The sequence below is a fragment of the Sphingomonas sp. Leaf17 genome (assembly GCF_001421505.1).
GTDB lineage: Bacteria > Pseudomonadota > Alphaproteobacteria > Sphingomonadales > Sphingomonadaceae > Sphingomonas.
Genome location: NZ_LMKL01000001.1, coordinates 342,797 through 356,598, shown reverse-complemented (window position 1 = coordinate 356,598; position 13,802 = coordinate 342,797). Strand labels below are relative to the sequence as shown.

12 protein-coding genes are annotated in these 13,802 nt (G+C 66.6%); 4 read left to right on the top strand and 8 right to left on the bottom strand.

The annotated features are described in order from the left end of the window. Window positions 1–157: 157 nt before the first annotated feature. The 7 genes from ASE75_RS01720 to ASE75_RS01690 all read right to left on the bottom strand — a co-directional run bounded on the left by ASE75_RS01720 (window position 158) and on the right by ASE75_RS01690 (window position 6,315). On the bottom strand, window positions 158–1,036 hold the full coding sequence (locus ASE75_RS01720) for a hypothetical protein (protein WP_055927889.1): 879 nt from the start codon (window positions 1,034–1,036) through the stop codon (window positions 158–160). Between the two features lie 42 nt (window positions 1,037–1,078). Continuing rightward, window positions 1,079–1,312, bottom strand: coding sequence for a hypothetical protein (locus tag ASE75_RS01715; RefSeq protein ID WP_055927886.1), 234 nt, complete (start codon window positions 1,310–1,312; stop codon window positions 1,079–1,081). After that, window positions 1,309–2,862, bottom strand: a complete 1,554-nt coding sequence (locus ASE75_RS01710; protein ID WP_055927883.1) for a helix-turn-helix transcriptional regulator — start codon at window positions 2,860–2,862, stop codon at window positions 1,309–1,311. Before ASE75_RS01710 ends, ASE75_RS01715 begins: the two co-directional genes overlap by 4 nt. 10 nt (window positions 2,863–2,872) lie before the next feature. Further along, complete coding sequence (locus ASE75_RS01705) at window positions 2,873–3,238, bottom strand: CsbD family protein (protein ID WP_055927880.1); 366 nt, start codon at window positions 3,236–3,238, stop codon at window positions 2,873–2,875. A gap of 31 nt (window positions 3,239–3,269) precedes the next feature. Further along, complete coding sequence (locus tag ASE75_RS01700) at window positions 3,270–3,599, bottom strand: hypothetical protein (protein WP_055927878.1); 330 nt, start codon at window positions 3,597–3,599, stop codon at window positions 3,270–3,272. Window positions 3,600–3,733: 134 nt separating this feature from the next. Then, entirely contained in the window at window positions 3,734–3,928 is a 195-nt protein-coding gene (locus ASE75_RS01695) for a hypothetical protein (RefSeq protein ID WP_055927875.1), read from the bottom strand. Window positions 3,929–4,053: 125 nt separating this feature from the next. Further along, window positions 4,054–6,315 carry a hybrid sensor histidine kinase/response regulator gene (locus ASE75_RS01690; RefSeq protein WP_235512469.1) on the bottom strand — a complete coding sequence of 754 codons (2,262 nt, stop codon included), beginning with the start codon at window positions 6,313–6,315 and terminating at the stop codon, window positions 4,054–4,056. Between the two features lie 322 nt (window positions 6,316–6,637). On the opposite strand from ASE75_RS01690, the gene ASE75_RS01685 reads away from it, so the two are divergent. Next, window positions 6,638–9,226, top strand: coding sequence for a PAS domain-containing protein (locus ASE75_RS01685; protein ID WP_268796009.1), 2,589 nt, complete (start codon window positions 6,638–6,640; stop codon window positions 9,224–9,226). A gap of 55 nt (window positions 9,227–9,281) precedes the next feature. On the opposite strand, the gene ASE75_RS01680 is transcribed toward ASE75_RS01685, so the two are convergent. Then, on the bottom strand, window positions 9,282–9,728 hold the full coding sequence (locus ASE75_RS01680; RefSeq protein WP_055927862.1) for a PA2169 family four-helix-bundle protein: 447 nt from the start codon (window positions 9,726–9,728) through the stop codon (window positions 9,282–9,284). A gap of 169 nt (window positions 9,729–9,897) precedes the next feature. Between ASE75_RS01680 and ASE75_RS01675 the strand changes: the two genes are divergently transcribed. The 3 genes from ASE75_RS01675 (at window position 9,898) to ASE75_RS01665 (ending at window position 13,786) form a co-directional block, all read left to right on the top strand. Then, window positions 9,898–10,350 carry a hypothetical protein gene (locus tag ASE75_RS01675; RefSeq protein WP_055927859.1) on the top strand — a complete coding sequence of 151 codons (453 nt, stop codon included), beginning with the start codon at window positions 9,898–9,900 and terminating at the stop codon, window positions 10,348–10,350. A gap of 176 nt (window positions 10,351–10,526) precedes the next feature. Next, window positions 10,527–12,560: a TonB-dependent receptor gene (locus ASE75_RS01670; RefSeq protein ID WP_055927857.1), complete on the top strand. Its 2,034-nt coding sequence runs from the start codon at window positions 10,527–10,529 to the stop codon at window positions 12,558–12,560. 35 nt (window positions 12,561–12,595) lie between these two features. Continuing rightward, complete coding sequence (locus ASE75_RS01665; protein ID WP_162233696.1) at window positions 12,596–13,786, top strand: PepSY-associated TM helix domain-containing protein; 1,191 nt, start codon at window positions 12,596–12,598, stop codon at window positions 13,784–13,786. The last annotated feature ends 16 nt before the right edge of the window (window positions 13,787–13,802 follow it).

The window sequence follows — 13,802 nt, the reverse complement described above, 5'->3', positions numbered from 1 at the left end:
CCTGGTATCGTTGCGCTAAAAAATGCGACAAAAGTACCAGATGAAGAGAGGGGTGTCGGCAAGGTGCCGGATAGTCCGGCAGCATCAACGACCTTTGCCATCCTGTGCCGTGACGCGTGGTGAAGGGGAGTGCGGGTCACACTCCCCTTCTGTCGGTTCAGACGCGGCGGCGGGTGGCCGTGATGGCCCCGAAGCCAGCGGCGGCGGCACCGATCAGCAGCGCGACGACGACGATGAACGACGTGCCCGCAGCCGCACCGGCGGCGGCGTCGGTTGCCGACTTGGCGGTTGCAACGGCCTTGTTCTTGGTCTGCTCGAACTGCGCCTTGGCGCGGTTTACCTGGGCCTGGGCTTCGGGACGGCTGATCTTGCGCTGGGCGGCGACGATGTCGACGATGCGGTTTTCAGCCTGCGCGCCATCCTGACCGCCGCGTGCGAGCGCCGGCAGTTCCTCGGCGATTTCCTTCTGCGCCTGCTCCGGCGTCATCTGCGCGGGGTCGGACGGGGCGGTCGACAGATAGGCCGATGCCTCCTCGCGCACGTCGCCGACGTCCAGATTGGCGGCATCCGCCACCTTCGGGGCCGCGGCGCTGATGCCGGTGCCGGCTGCGCTGGCGACCGAACCGACGGTGCGGAATGCGCCGCCGATGATGCCACCGACCGCCGAGGTCAGCAGGTACAGCGTCAGGATCAGCGTGACGCCCCACACGACCAAGCCGTGCAGCAGGCCGTCGAACCGGTCATGAACGCCGGCCCCACGCGCCGCGACATAGCCGCCCGCGCCCAGCGCGACGACCGTCGTCACCAGCCAGTAGATGCCGGCGCCGATGCCGAACCCGGCGGCGCCCGGCGTCGTGCCCTCGACCGGATCGACCAGGGTCAGGCCGATGCCGGTGCCAAGGATGCCCAGCACGAGCTGGACCGCGATCGCCAGCACGACGCCGGCGAAAATCGCACCCCAGGAAATGCGCTTCGCCGGGCGAAGCAGGGACGTGTCGTGGGCCGGCGAAACGCCGGGGGTCGAATGAACAGCCATGATAACTCCTGTTGGATGATGGTATCGACGAAGCGCGGCGACCTAGTTTTTGTCGCCCGCGTCGGATGGGGTGTCGGCATCGCCCGCGCCGTCGGGCGTCGGGCGAGCGGGAGCCGGGCGAGCGTGGGACGAGCGGTCGGCTGACCCAGCCGCTCCGCTGTGTCCGACCGAAATATCACCGGTGATCTTGCCGATCGCGTTTTCGACCGAACCCTTGGCCCGGCGTGCGCGCTCGACCAACGGGTCGACCGATGAATCGTTCTTGCTGCGGGTCATGCGGTCACGTCCGTCGTCGCTGCGCCGCCGGTGGCGGGAGAGGGGACCATCGAATCGCCATCGAAGCCACGCGCCCGCGCCCAGGCGGCGGCGGCGTTGCGGCGATTGACGCCGATCTTGGAATAGATCCGGGCGACGTGGTTGCGCACGGTGTTGCCCGACACACCCAGTGTCCGGGCGATGGACTTGTCGTCCAGCCCGCGGCAGATGAGCGACAGCACCTCGCGCTCGCGGTGGGTGAGTTCGTCCAGCCCGACCCCTGCCGGTTCGACCTGTGGCGTGCGGATGCGCGCCAGCTTTTCCATGATCGACCGGCTGAGCCAGCTGGTATCCTTCATCACCGCCTCGATGGCGTGAACCAGCTCGCGTTCGGACGCCTTTCGCGTGGAGATGTCGCGCATCGCCCACAGGACGCAATCGTCGTCGCCAAGCCGGATCGGCTCGGTCGATACGATCGCGTCGATGACGTCGCCATTTTTCAGGCGGATGCGGACTTCATGGTCGCGGATCGGCTGTCCCGCGCAGACATCGGCCTCGATCGCATCGCGCAGCGCCGGGGTTTCCCACAGGCCGATTTCGTCCAGCGGGCGTCCGACAAGTTCAGATTCCGCATAGCCGGTCATCGCGGCGAACGCCTCGTTGACGTCGCACAGCCGATGCCCGTCCAGCGCGCCGATCGCCAGCGCGACAGGTGCCAGCGAGAAGGTCCGCATGAACCGGTCCTCGCTCTGGCGCAACGCGGTTTCGGCAACCCGGCGCGGCTCCAGATCGGCGAAGGTGAACAGCATGCAGGGCTGGTCACCCATGTCGATCGGCTGGCCAGCGACGATCACCAGCCGGGTCGTGCCGTCGGGCAGGCTCAGCTCGGCCTCCATCTGCGGAATGGTCCGGCCCTCGGCCAGCCGCGCCTTGGCCAGGTCGCGCTTGTCACCGCGTTCGAGCACGTCGATGTCGTAGACGGTGGACGACAACACGCGCGCGCGATCGTGCCCGGTCATGTCGACAAAACCCTGATTGACCTTCACGAATCGCAGGTCGCACAGTCGGCAGATGACGGCCGGCGCGGGATTGGCGTTGAACGACTGTTCAAAACGATCCTCCGCCTCGAACCGCGCCGACACGTCCTGGATAATCATCACCAGACATTCCGGCTCGTCCGCATCGTCGGTCAGCACCAGGCTGCGGACCTGATGAACCCAGCGGGGCTTGTCCTCGTCGGCGACCGCGACCTCGACCACGACCTGCGAAAAGGCCTCGCCGGAGACGACCCGTTCGATCGGATAGTCGTCGCCCGACACCTGATGATTGTTGCGGTAGGTCAGCCGGAAGCGCGCGCGATAGTCATCGACCGTGGTGCCCAGATCGTCGACCGACGTGACGCCGTGCATGCCCAGTGCCGCGTCGTTGGCCCACAGGATGGACTGGTCGGGGTCGATCAGGATCACGCCTTCGTCCAGCCCGGCGATGATCTGGCGCAGGTGGCGCAGATCCGCCGAGTCGCGCAGCGACTTCAGGGCCGGGACCGATTCGGAATCCAGGGGCGGGGACATCGTTGGTCCTTCAGCCGCGCCGTGCGTGGATCAGCCAGGCCACGCCATAGCCAAGCGCAATCGCGCCAAGCGCCCATAATTCGGGGGCGTTGGTCGCGGAGTCCTTTGCGGCGGTCGATGCGCGACGCGCGGCGTCTGTCGCCTGCTCACCCGCATGCCGGGCTTCGCGCGCGATCTTCTCGCCCAGTTCGGGCGCGCCATCGACCGCGTCCTCGATCGCCGACCTGGCGCGGCCGTACAGATTCTGCGCCGCGCCCGCAACCTGATCGACGACGCCGTCGACCTGCCAGTCACGGCTTTTCACCGTGTCGCCAATCGCCTTTTCGACCTTGCCGCCAACATAGCGCAGGCCGCCCTGAAGCTCGTCCTTGTTCATATCGGTATCCTTCGGTGTCGTGATGGGGAGGTCAGGGGGTCACGCCGCAACCGGCGGCGGCCTTGCCGACCTCAAGCACGATCTTGGGATCGCGCAGTTCGCCGGCGACGCGCACCAGATCCGACGGGGTCAACACGCCCGGCGTCGTATCGCCCTGCCGATAGGCGGCGGCCGCCTTGCCCAGTCGCTGCAATTGTCCGAGCGAGAGATTCGACTGCAGGCGCTGGCCGACACAGTCGGCGCGCTGGGCATCAAGGCCGTAGCGTTGCAGTCCGGTCGAGATCCGGGTGGCCGGCGCGGCGCAGGCCGACAGTCCCGCGATCAGGGTCAGCGGCATCAGGGCTATGACGGCACGGTTCATCGGGACACTCCGGACGGGCCGACCGCATCATGCGGTTCGGACAGGACGCATCAACCGTGCGACCAACCGAAGGTTCCTGGTATTTCTGCTATTAAATACTATGTCACATATACTAAAAGAGCGGCAATCGGTTGTTATTCAACGATATCGCCGACCGAGCGGGCGTCGTAAATCGTGGCAAATCGTTCGTGCAGCAGGCGCGTGCTCGAATCCGGTGCGACCCGCGCCCGTTCCCGGTGCCAGTCTGCCCGTTCCTGAAAATACTGCCTGTTATCCTCGATCAGTCCGGCGTCGTCGCCATGACCACCGAAATCCTTTGCATCCGCCATTGTCGGTCCCGTGCTGGTTTACGCCGGAGGCATAGACCAGCCGCCGAAGGCGTGCGTGATCGAAAAATACCAGTCCGATGGGTATATAAGGCAGGACGGTCGGCGGCGCGGTGGCCGCTATTGCATCAGACCCCGGCTGGTTCCGGACCGGCGAAGACATCGGCGAGGCCGTCGATCGAATAGGGTTTCTGCAGCAGCGCGAAATCGCCCGCCCCCTCCCGCGACAGAACCTCGCTGTAGCCGCTGGTGAGCAGGATCCTGAGGGTCGGAAAGCGACGCCGGATCGCGTGGGCCAGGTCGATCCCGTTCATGCCGGGCATCATCACGTCCGAAAACACCACGTCGAAACCATGGCTTTTGTCCCCCAGCGCGACCAGCGCCTCCTGCGCGTGGCGGGCCAGCACGGGATCATGGCCCAGATCGGCCAGCGCGGAAACGGCGAACGCGCCGACCTCGGGATTGTCCTCGACCACCAGCACGCGCAGCGCCTTGCCGGCCGCCGATGCGGGCACCGCGGCGGCAGGCGACGCGGCCAGTGGATGCGCATCCGGTTCGCGCGGCAGGAACAGCGTGAAGGTCGATCCGCGACCGACCTCGCTGGTCACCGTGACGTCGCCGCCGGCCTGTTTGACGAAGCCGAACACCTGCGACAGGCCAAGGCCCGTTCCGTGGCCGACACCCTTCGACGTGAAGAAGGGTTCGAAGATATGCTCCATATGCTCGGGCGCGATGCCGGACCCCGTATCCGCGATCGCGATCGCCACGAAGTCGCCCCGACGTGCGCCATGGCCGCGAACGGGCGGGATGTGATCGCGCGGTTCGACGGTGATCGTGATCCGCCCTTCCTGTCCGTTCGCCTGATGGGTGTTCTGCTGCACGATGGCGTCACGCGCATTCACCGCCAGGTTCACCACCGCCGTCTCGAACTGGCTGACATCGGTGTTGGCGAGGCAGACCGTATCCGACAGGCACAGGTCGACGTCGATCACCGCGCCCGACAGCATCGCCATCATCTCGTTCAGGCCGCGGATGGTATCGCCGACATCGAACACGCGCGGCGTCAGCGACGACCGGCGGGCAAAGGCCAGCAACTGGCTGGTCAGCGTGGCGGCGCGGTCGGCCGTCTGGGCGATCGCATCGACATAGCGTTCGCGTCGTGCGTCGTTCAGGCCGGGGCGGCGCAACAGGTCGGTCGACCCACGGATGACGGTCAGCAGATTGTTGAAATCATGGGCGATCCCGCCGGTCAGCTGACCCAGCGTCTCCATCTTCTGCGCCTGCCGCAGCGCGTCGTGCACGCGGGTCAGTTCCTCGGTCCGTTCCTCGACGCGACGCTCCAGCGTGGCGTTCGCGTCCTGCGCGGCGGCGAACAGCCGGGCGTTGTCGATGCCGATCGCGGCCTGCGCGGCGATGCCGACGATCAGCCGTTCGTGGCGCTCGCTGAACTGGTGCGTCGCGGAATGACCGAACAGCAGCCCGCCGAGCACCTCGCCCGATCGCGAAACCACCGACACCGCCAGATAGCTGCGAACCGGCAGATGACCGGTCGGCATACCCGCATGCGGCGCGTTGCGACCGTACCGCACGTCGGCGAGAATGTCGTCGGAGCGGATGACGCCCTCGTTGCGGAAGGTGGGGGCAAAGACCGCGGTGGCGCGCGGCCGGCCCAGCGATTCGAAGTCCGACCGCCTCGCACCGGACAGGGTGAACAGGTGCAGCCGCTCGCCCGTCTCGTCCATCAGATTGTGGAAATAGGCGCCGAACTCCGCGCCGGTCAGGGCGACGCCGGCATCCGTCACCATCTGCACCAGCGGTTCGAGGTCGAGGATCGAGGTGAGCGCCGCGCCGGTACGGTTCAACGTTTCCAGCGTCAGCGTTTCCGCGCGCAGATCCTCCTCCATGCGGACCGTCGCCGTCACGTCGATGACGACGGCCATGACGCCGGCGGGCTGACCGTCCGCGCCCGGGACCGGCGAGTAGTTCAGGTCGAGAAACACACGCTCGGGCGCGCCGCCACGGTACAGCGTGATGTCCTGACGCGAAAAGGTCAGCGACCGGCCCGACAATCCGGCGCGCAGGACGCCGTCGTTGAACGCCGCCGCTTCCGGCCAGGCCTCCCGCACCGGCATCCCCAAAATGGTGGGATGCAGGGGGCCGGCGATCGTCGCATAGCTGTCGTTGTAGATCAGGATTCCCTCCGGCCCCCAGAGCAGGGCCATCGGCAAGGGCGACTGAAGGATCACCGCCGTCGCCGTCCGGAGCGGAAGCGGCCAGCCATCCATCGCGCCGATCGGCGTCGCCGACCAGTCCTTTGCCGCGATCATGGCCCCAAGCGCGCCATTAGAGCCGAAAAATGCCGGCATTGCCTTCACCCTGAATGTCGTCATGCCTTTTGTCGGGGGAGCGGTCTTATCCCTCCCCGGCGTGATCCGCTACTGTTGCACGCCGGTTACCGCTGGCCCACCGTCGCCGTCGTCTGCTTGCCCGATTCGATAGTCCGGCTAGGCACGAACCATGTCGTCAGACCTTCAGCGTTCCAACGCCGGTCGCGGTCGGGGGTTGCCACGCGCCGCCGGAATCTGTGTCGAATCAGGTCGATCGGCCCGGTGCGGCGCGGTCAAGGCTAATCCCGGTCATCCCGTGTTGTCATTGCGATAAGTCGTTCCGTATCCTAAATGTTGCGGCTTGTGAGATGGTAGGATCACGGATTTGAAAGACGCGACCGGTCAGATGACCGACCGCACGCCGAAGAATACGGCGGATGCGGAACGGATTGCCGCCGAACTGATCGGGCAGGATCTCGGCACCGATCCGTTCGTCGCGGCCGTTCGCGCGACGCGCATGCCGATGATCATCACCAATCCGCGACTGCCCGATAATCCCGTCGTCTTCACGAACAATGCGTTTTGTCGCCTGACTGGTTATTCGCGCGAGGAGATCCTCGGGCGGAACTGTCGTTTCCTGCAAGGACCGAAGACCGACAGGGCCACCGTCGACACGATCCGCGCCGCCGTGCGCCGGGTCGAATCGCTGGAGATCGACGTCCAGAACCATCGCAAGGACGGGGAGACGTTCTGGAACCGCCTGCTGATGGCCCCGGTCTTCGATACCGAGGGCGTGCTGGCCTATTTTTTCGCCAGTCAGGTCGACGTGACGCTGGAGCGGGAGCGGTTGAAGGGGCTGGAGTCCAGCAACGCGTCGTTGATGGCCGAGCTGACCGACCGTCTCCGCGCGCAGCAGGAGCAGGAGCAGGAATTGGCCTTCACGCTGAAGGCCGCGCGGTTCGGCACCTGGAGCCTGGAGGTCGACACCCGGCAGTTGACCGCGTCCGAAACCTGCAAGGAAATCTTCGGCCGGCCCGCCGATCAGCCCTTCACCTATGAGGACCGGCAGGCAGCGATCCACCCCGACGACCGCGAGCGCAGCGAGGCTGAGATGGCGCGCTGCGTCGCGGACGGGACCGACTATCATGTCGTCTACCGGGTCTATCGCCTCGATGGCGAACTGCGATGGATCGGCTCGCGCGGGCAGCCCTTCTTCAACGCCAGCGGGCGGGCGTTGCGGATCGCCGGCGTGTCCACCGACATCACCGACCAGCGGCGCAGCGAAATCACGCGGGCCGCCCTGGTCGAGCTGGGCGACATGTTCCGCGACACGGAAAACCCCGACGACATCGCCTTTTCGGCGGCGCAGATCATCGGGCGTTCGATCGAGACCAGCCGCGTCGGCTATGGCGAAATCGACCCCGACGCCGAAACCATCACGATCGTGCGCGACTGGACCGCGGCCGGCATCACGCCGCTATCGGGGACGTTCGCGCTGCACAAGTTCGGATCCTATGTCGAGGACATGAAGCGCGGCGAAGAGGTGTGCATCGCCGATGTCCGCGACGACGAGCGGACGCGGGCGAAGGCCGACGCCCTGGAGGCGGTCGATGCCCGGGCGATCATCAACATCCCGATCATGGAAAATGGCCGGCTGGTCGCGATGTTCTATTCGACCAGCGTCTCGACACGGAAATGGCGTCCGGACGAAGTGATGTTCCTGCGCGAAGTGGCCGACCGGACACGGATCGCGACCGAACGGCGGCGCAGCGAACAGGCTCTGGCGGCGCTGGCGGCCTCGCTGGAACAACAGGTTGTCGCGCGGACGGGTGAGCTTCAGCAGGCCGAGGATGCGCTGCGCCAGTCGCAGAAGATGGAGGCGGTGGGCCAGCTTACCGGCGGCGTCGCGCACGACTTCAACAATCTGCTGACCGTCATCCGGTCGGCGACCGACCTTTTGAAGCGCCCGGACCTGAGCGCCGAGCGTCGCCACCGCTATATCGACGCGATCTCCGATACCGCCGATCGCGCGGCCAAGCTGACCGGGCAGTTGCTCGCCTTCGCGCGGCGACAGGCGCTGAAGCCGGAAGTCATCGACGTCGGGCAGGGCCTGCGCGTGATTTCGGACATGCTGGCAACGCTGACCGGGTCGCGGATCGTCATCGGCATCGACCTGCCGGAAACGCCGTGTTTCATCCATGTCGATCCCAGCCAGCTCGATACCGCGCTCGTCAACATGGCGGTGAACGCGCGGGATGCCATGGACGGGGCCGGGCGGATCGACGTCGCCGTGCGCGCGGTGTCGCAGATTCCGGCGGTCCGCGGGCACCCGGCGATGCCGGGGCGCTATGTCGCCATTTCGATGACGGACACCGGATCCGGCATCGCCGCAGACAAGCTGGAGCGGATCTTCGAACCGTTCTTCACGACCAAGGGTGTCGGGCAGGGAACCGGACTGGGGCTGAGCCAGGTATTCGGGTTCGCCAAGCAATCCGACGGTGACATCACCGTCACGAGCGAGGTCGGCCGTGGCACGACCTTCACATTGTACCTGCCCGAGGTCGAGCAGCGCGACGTCCCCGTCGCCGGTGATATCGTCGAAACGCTCGCCGACGGCCATGGCACCTGCGTGCTGGTGGTCGAGGACAACAAGGACGTCGGCACCTTCACCACCCAGTCGCTGGCGGAGCTTGGCTATGTAACGGTATGGGCATCCAACGCGCAGGAGGCGCTTGCCGAACTGGAGCGCGATGCGTCGCGGTTCGACATCGTGTTCTCGGATGTCGTGATGCCGGGCATGAACGGCATCGATCTGGGCAAAGTCGTCAGGGAAACATATCCCGATCTGCCCGTCGTGCTGACGTCGGGGTACAGCAATGTGTTGGCGCAGGATGGAACCCATGGGTTCGAGCTGCTGCACAAACCCTATTCGGTGGAGCAGCTGTCGCGCATCCTGCGCAAGGTCGCCGGTTAGCGTAAATGACACAGATCGGGGCGGCGGAATCCGGTTCCGCCGCCCCTTGGCCGTCTCAGGCCATGCTGTGCTTCAGGGCGCTCATCCGGTCGTGACCTTCCCGAACCGAGGCATAGCCCTTGGTGATCGCGGCCTGGGTCGCGGACGACAGGTCGCTGTTTTTCATAGCCTCGTCATACTTGGCCTTGATGTGATCTTCGCCACGCTCGACCTCGACGATGATCGCCTTGTCGTCCTTGCCGGTGATCGCCTGCTTCAGGTCGGAGAACAGGCGGTGCGCGGCGGCCAGCATGCTCGAATCCATTTCCGGCTCGCCGCCCAGTGCGCGAACCTGGTCCTGCAGGTCCGTCGCGACCTGCGCCCGGTCGCGGGCGAAGTCGGCGAACATCGTGGCATATTGCGTGCTCTCGGCGTCCTTGGCGGCGTCTTCATAGCCCTTCATGCTGTCGAGCGTCGTCTTGATGAGACCGTTCAGTACGGAAATGTCGGTGTCGTTGCTCATGCAAATGCTCCTGTCGGCGGGGAGACGTCTGAACGATCCGGCCACGAAAAATCTCCGCGCATGGCGAAACATCCGCAAGGGGCACAACGGCATGACCTGGACGCCATCGCTGCGGGCTATGGCAAAATGACCGGGTGACACCCCGTCCCGCGGTCGATACGCCCGGCCGGTGCAGACCTTCCGGCATCTTCTCGCGCAACGTCATCTTGCCGTGCTGATCTGCGCGGCGGCGCTGATGCTCAAGCTGCTGGTGCCGACGGGGTATATGATCGGCAACGATCATGGCGTGCCCGCCATCGTGATCTGCCCCGGCACCGGCCCCACGGCCGCCGCTGCGCCGATGTCCGGCATGGCCGGTGGAATGTCGATGCACGGCGTGTCCGGCCAACTGCACGAGGCGATGCCCGATCACGGCCAGCCGCGCGATCACGGCAAGACCGAAATGCCGTGCGCCTATGCCGGGTTGTCGGCGCAGCTTCTGGGTGCGGTCGATCCGGTGATGCTCGCGATCGCGCTGGCGATCGTGGCCGCGCTTGCACGGACTGCCGTGCCGTTGTCCGCACCGAAGCCGGCACCCCATCTGCGTCCGCCGCTGCGCGGTCCACCTGTCCCGCTGACCTGATCGGACGGAGCCGGGCCGCCGGCCCGCCGATCCTGTCGTCCTGCGCGCCGATCCGTCGATCGGATGCGCCACAGGGGCTGTCGGATCCATCGACTGCGCCCGGATGTCCGCGACGGCGCGGTCACCCTGGTGCGGATAGGTGGTCCGGTGGTGCCTTCAGCCGGAAGGATTTCATCATGATTCGGAAATATTGTCTGGCGGGCACGGTATCGTGCCTGCTGCTGTCGACACCTGCCCTGGCGCAGGATGCGGACGAAACCGCAACGCAACGCCGACAGCCCGACACGCAGGTCGCGATCGGCGGCGCGGATATCGTCGTCACCGCAGGCGCGATGGCGCGATCCGCCGCCAACGTCCTGACCTCGGTCGATGTGCTGGGTGGCGACGTGGCACAGCGCCAGAATGTCGACAATGCATGGGAACTGTTCGCGCGCCTGCCCGGTGTCGTCCTGACCGATTTCAATCAGGGCACGACGTCGGGCCGCTTCTCGATCCGCGGGTTCAACGGCGAGGGCGAGATCAATGCGGTCAAGCTGACGATCGACGGGGTGCCGTCCAACGACAATGCCGGGCGGATGGACTTCATCGACCTGATATCGCCGCTGGATATCGCGTCGGTCGAACTGGTGCGGGGCACGTCGGACCCGCGCTGGGGGCTGCACGCCATCGCCGGCAGTGCCAATATCCAGACGCGCACCGGCGGCACCTATCTCGACACGCGCGCCATCGCGGGTGCGTTCGGCACCCAGGACGCGCAGCTGTCGGCGGGCGTGGAAACGGGTCGGCTCAGCCAGAATTACCTGATCGGGTATCGTCGCAGCGACGGATATCGCGACCATGCCGATCTCGACCGGCTGAACCTTGCGGGCAAGTGGTTCTACGATTTCGGGGCTGCAAAGCTCGGGCTGATCGTCCGCCATGGCCGGGCGACAGCGGCGGAGCCGGGGTATCTGACCGATGCCGACGCCTACACCGACCGGCGGCGGTCCTATGCGGTGTCGGAAACCGACGGCGGCACCCGGCGGTTGTCACAGTACAGCCTGCATCTGGATGCCGATCTTGCGTCCCGCCTGTCGCTGACCGCTGTCGGCTACGCCAACAGCATCGACGACAATCGCTACGTCCGCTTTTCGGCAGGGGTCGCGCAGCAGCAGCGGCTGACCGACGAACGGCAATACGGCGTCGTGACCGGACTGCACTGGCACGCGGCGGACTGGCTGATGGCGGAGGTCGGCGGCGACGTGCAGTGGCAGCACAACCGCAGCCTGCGCTGGACGACCAACCGTCGCACGATCGTCGCGGCGACGCGCGATCAGGATTTCGACCTGACCGTGGGCGGCGGCTATGTGCAGGCGATCGTGACGCCGGTGCGCTGGCTGACGGTGACCCCGGCGTGGCGGATCGACCGGGTCGGTGGCCGCTATACCAACCGGTTGAACGGCATCCGCTATCCGCTCAACGACTATGGTACGATCAGCCAGCCGAAACTGTCGGTCGCGCTGACTCCGGTTGCGGGTGTCACCGCCTACGGCAATTTCGGTCGCACGTTCCAGATCGGGGCCGGGTCGGGCGCGTTCGTCGTTCCGCCGCGCGTGCGCGATGTCGAGCCGTCGATCAACGAGGGGTATGAGGCGGGGATCAAGCTGTCGCAGGGGCGCTGGCTGACCGCCCGCGCGGCGGCGTGGCAGCAGACCGCCAGTGGCGAGTTGCGCCGTCGCCTCAACGATCCGTCGGGTGAGTTCGACAATCTGGGCGAGACGCGCCGTCGCGGCTTCGATGTCGAGGCCAGCGTAAGGCCGGTCGTCGGACTGTCGGCCTGGGCAAGCTGGTCGCGCCAGAAAGCGGTGATCCGCGTCGCCGATCCCGCCGCCCCGCTGACCGCGGGGAATGCGATCGACCACGTTCCCCGCAACGTCTACACCACCGGGATCGAATGGACGCCGGCCGCGCTGCCGTGGCGGGTATCGCTATGGGGCAACGGCCAGTCGGCTTATGACCTGAACACCGCCAACGATCAGGGGCGGTACGGCGGGTATTTCCAGGTCACCGGCGAACTGGCCTGGCGGCTGACGCGGGCGATCGAGATGTCGGCGCAGGTTCGCAACCTGACCAACGATCGCTACGAATATGTCTGGTTCGACGGCACACAGCGGCTGCACGCGCCCGCCGACCCGCGCAGCGCCTTCGCCGCGATCAGGGCGCGATTCTGACGATGGCGGCGCGGGGACCGTCATGGCGCGTCATCATGCGGCGCATCCACCTGTGGCTCGGGCTGTCGCTCGGGCTGCTGTTCGTCGTGATCGGGCTGACGGGGTCGGCGCTGGTGTTCTATGTCGGCATCGACGAGGCGCTGCACCCGGTCGCGCGGAGCGAGCCGGCGATGCCCGCGCCGGGCTGGACGTCACCGGTCTGGGACCGCGCGCTGGCGACCGCGCGGGCAAGCGGATTCGATCCCGCCGGCAAATGGTCGTTCGAGGTGACGGGTGAGGGGGGCGCGATCCCGGCGCGCTACTACCCCGCCGTCGCCGGCGGCGGTCATCCGGTGCCCCGGCAGATGGTCTGGTTTACCGCCGACGGCAGCCGGATCCTGCGCGTCGCACCGTGGGGCGGTTATCTGATGAGCTGGCTGTATGAACTGCATATGGAATTGCTGGCCGGGCCGGTCGGCATGCAGGTTGTCGGCTGGTCGGGCGTCGTCCTGCTGCTGCTGCTGCTGACGGGGATCGTTACCTGGTGGCCGCGCGGGCGCTGGAGCAAGGCGATCGCGTTCAAGCGCGACGCGGTGCCGCTGCGTCGTCTGCGCGACCTGCACAAGCTGACGGGTGTGTGGAGCGCCGGACTGCTCATCGTGCTGGTGGCGACCGGCGTCATCCTTGCCCTGCCAACGGTGAAGGCCGCGCTGCTGGCCCCCGATGCGGTACCCGATCCAAGATCATCCGCCTGGGCATCCGCGCGGGCGGGGAAGCCGATATCCATCGCCCGCGCGCTGGCTGTGGCACGTCGGGTGATGCCGGATACGCAGCTGGCCTTTGTCGATGTGTCCGGCACCGTCGATGCGCCGCTGCGGATCCGCATGCAGGTGGCTGGCGACCCGCACCGGCGCTTTCCCGGCAGCTATGTGTTTGTCGACCGCTATTCCGGCCGGGTGCTGGCGATCCACGACGTCAGCAAGGGAAATATCGGTGCCAGAATCAATGCCTGGGTCCGTCCGCTGCACGATGGTTCGATTGGCGGCGGTTCGATTGGTGGCGGTTCGAGTGGTGGTCGCGGCTTGATCATCGGCATGGCCGTTCGCGGCCTTGTCGTTCTGATCGGTATCATGCCGACGCTGCTGTTCGTGACCGGCCTGCTCCACTGGCGGCGTCGTCTGGCTGCCCGTCGCTCGTCCGGCCCGGTCAGCATGACGATGCGGCCGATGGCCACGCCCTCACCCTGACGACGCATCATCAGCG

Coding starts and splice junctions, on each gene's coding strand:
- ASE75_RS01720 (WP_055927889.1), bottom strand. CDS start 1,036: ATGGCTGTTCATTCGACCCCCGGCGTTTCGCCGGCCCACGACACGTCC.
- ASE75_RS01715 (WP_055927886.1), bottom strand. CDS start 1,312: ATGACCCGCAGCAAGAACGATTCATCGGTCGACCCGTTGGTCGAGCGC.
- ASE75_RS01710 (WP_055927883.1), bottom strand. CDS start 2,862: ATGTCCCCGCCCCTGGATTCCGAATCGGTCCCGGCCCTGAAGTCGCTG.
- ASE75_RS01705 (WP_055927880.1), bottom strand. CDS start 3,238: ATGAACAAGGACGAGCTTCAGGGCGGCCTGCGCTATGTTGGCGGCAAG.
- ASE75_RS01700 (WP_055927878.1), bottom strand. CDS start 3,599: ATGAACCGTGCCGTCATAGCCCTGATGCCGCTGACCCTGATCGCGGGA.
- ASE75_RS01695 (WP_055927875.1), bottom strand. CDS start 3,928: ATGGCGGATGCAAAGGATTTCGGTGGTCATGGCGACGACGCCGGACTG.
- ASE75_RS01690 (WP_235512469.1), bottom strand. CDS start 6,315: ATGACGACATTCAGGGTGAAGGCAATGCCGGCATTTTTCGGCTCTAAT.
- ASE75_RS01680 (WP_055927862.1), bottom strand. CDS start 9,728: ATGAGCAACGACACCGACATTTCCGTACTGAACGGTCTCATCAAGACG.
- ASE75_RS01670 (WP_055927857.1), top strand. CDS start 10,527: ATGATTCGGAAATATTGTCTGGCGGGCACGGTATCGTGCCTGCTGCTG.
- ASE75_RS01665 (WP_162233696.1), top strand. CDS start 12,596: ATGCGGCGCATCCACCTGTGGCTCGGGCTGTCGCTCGGGCTGCTGTTC.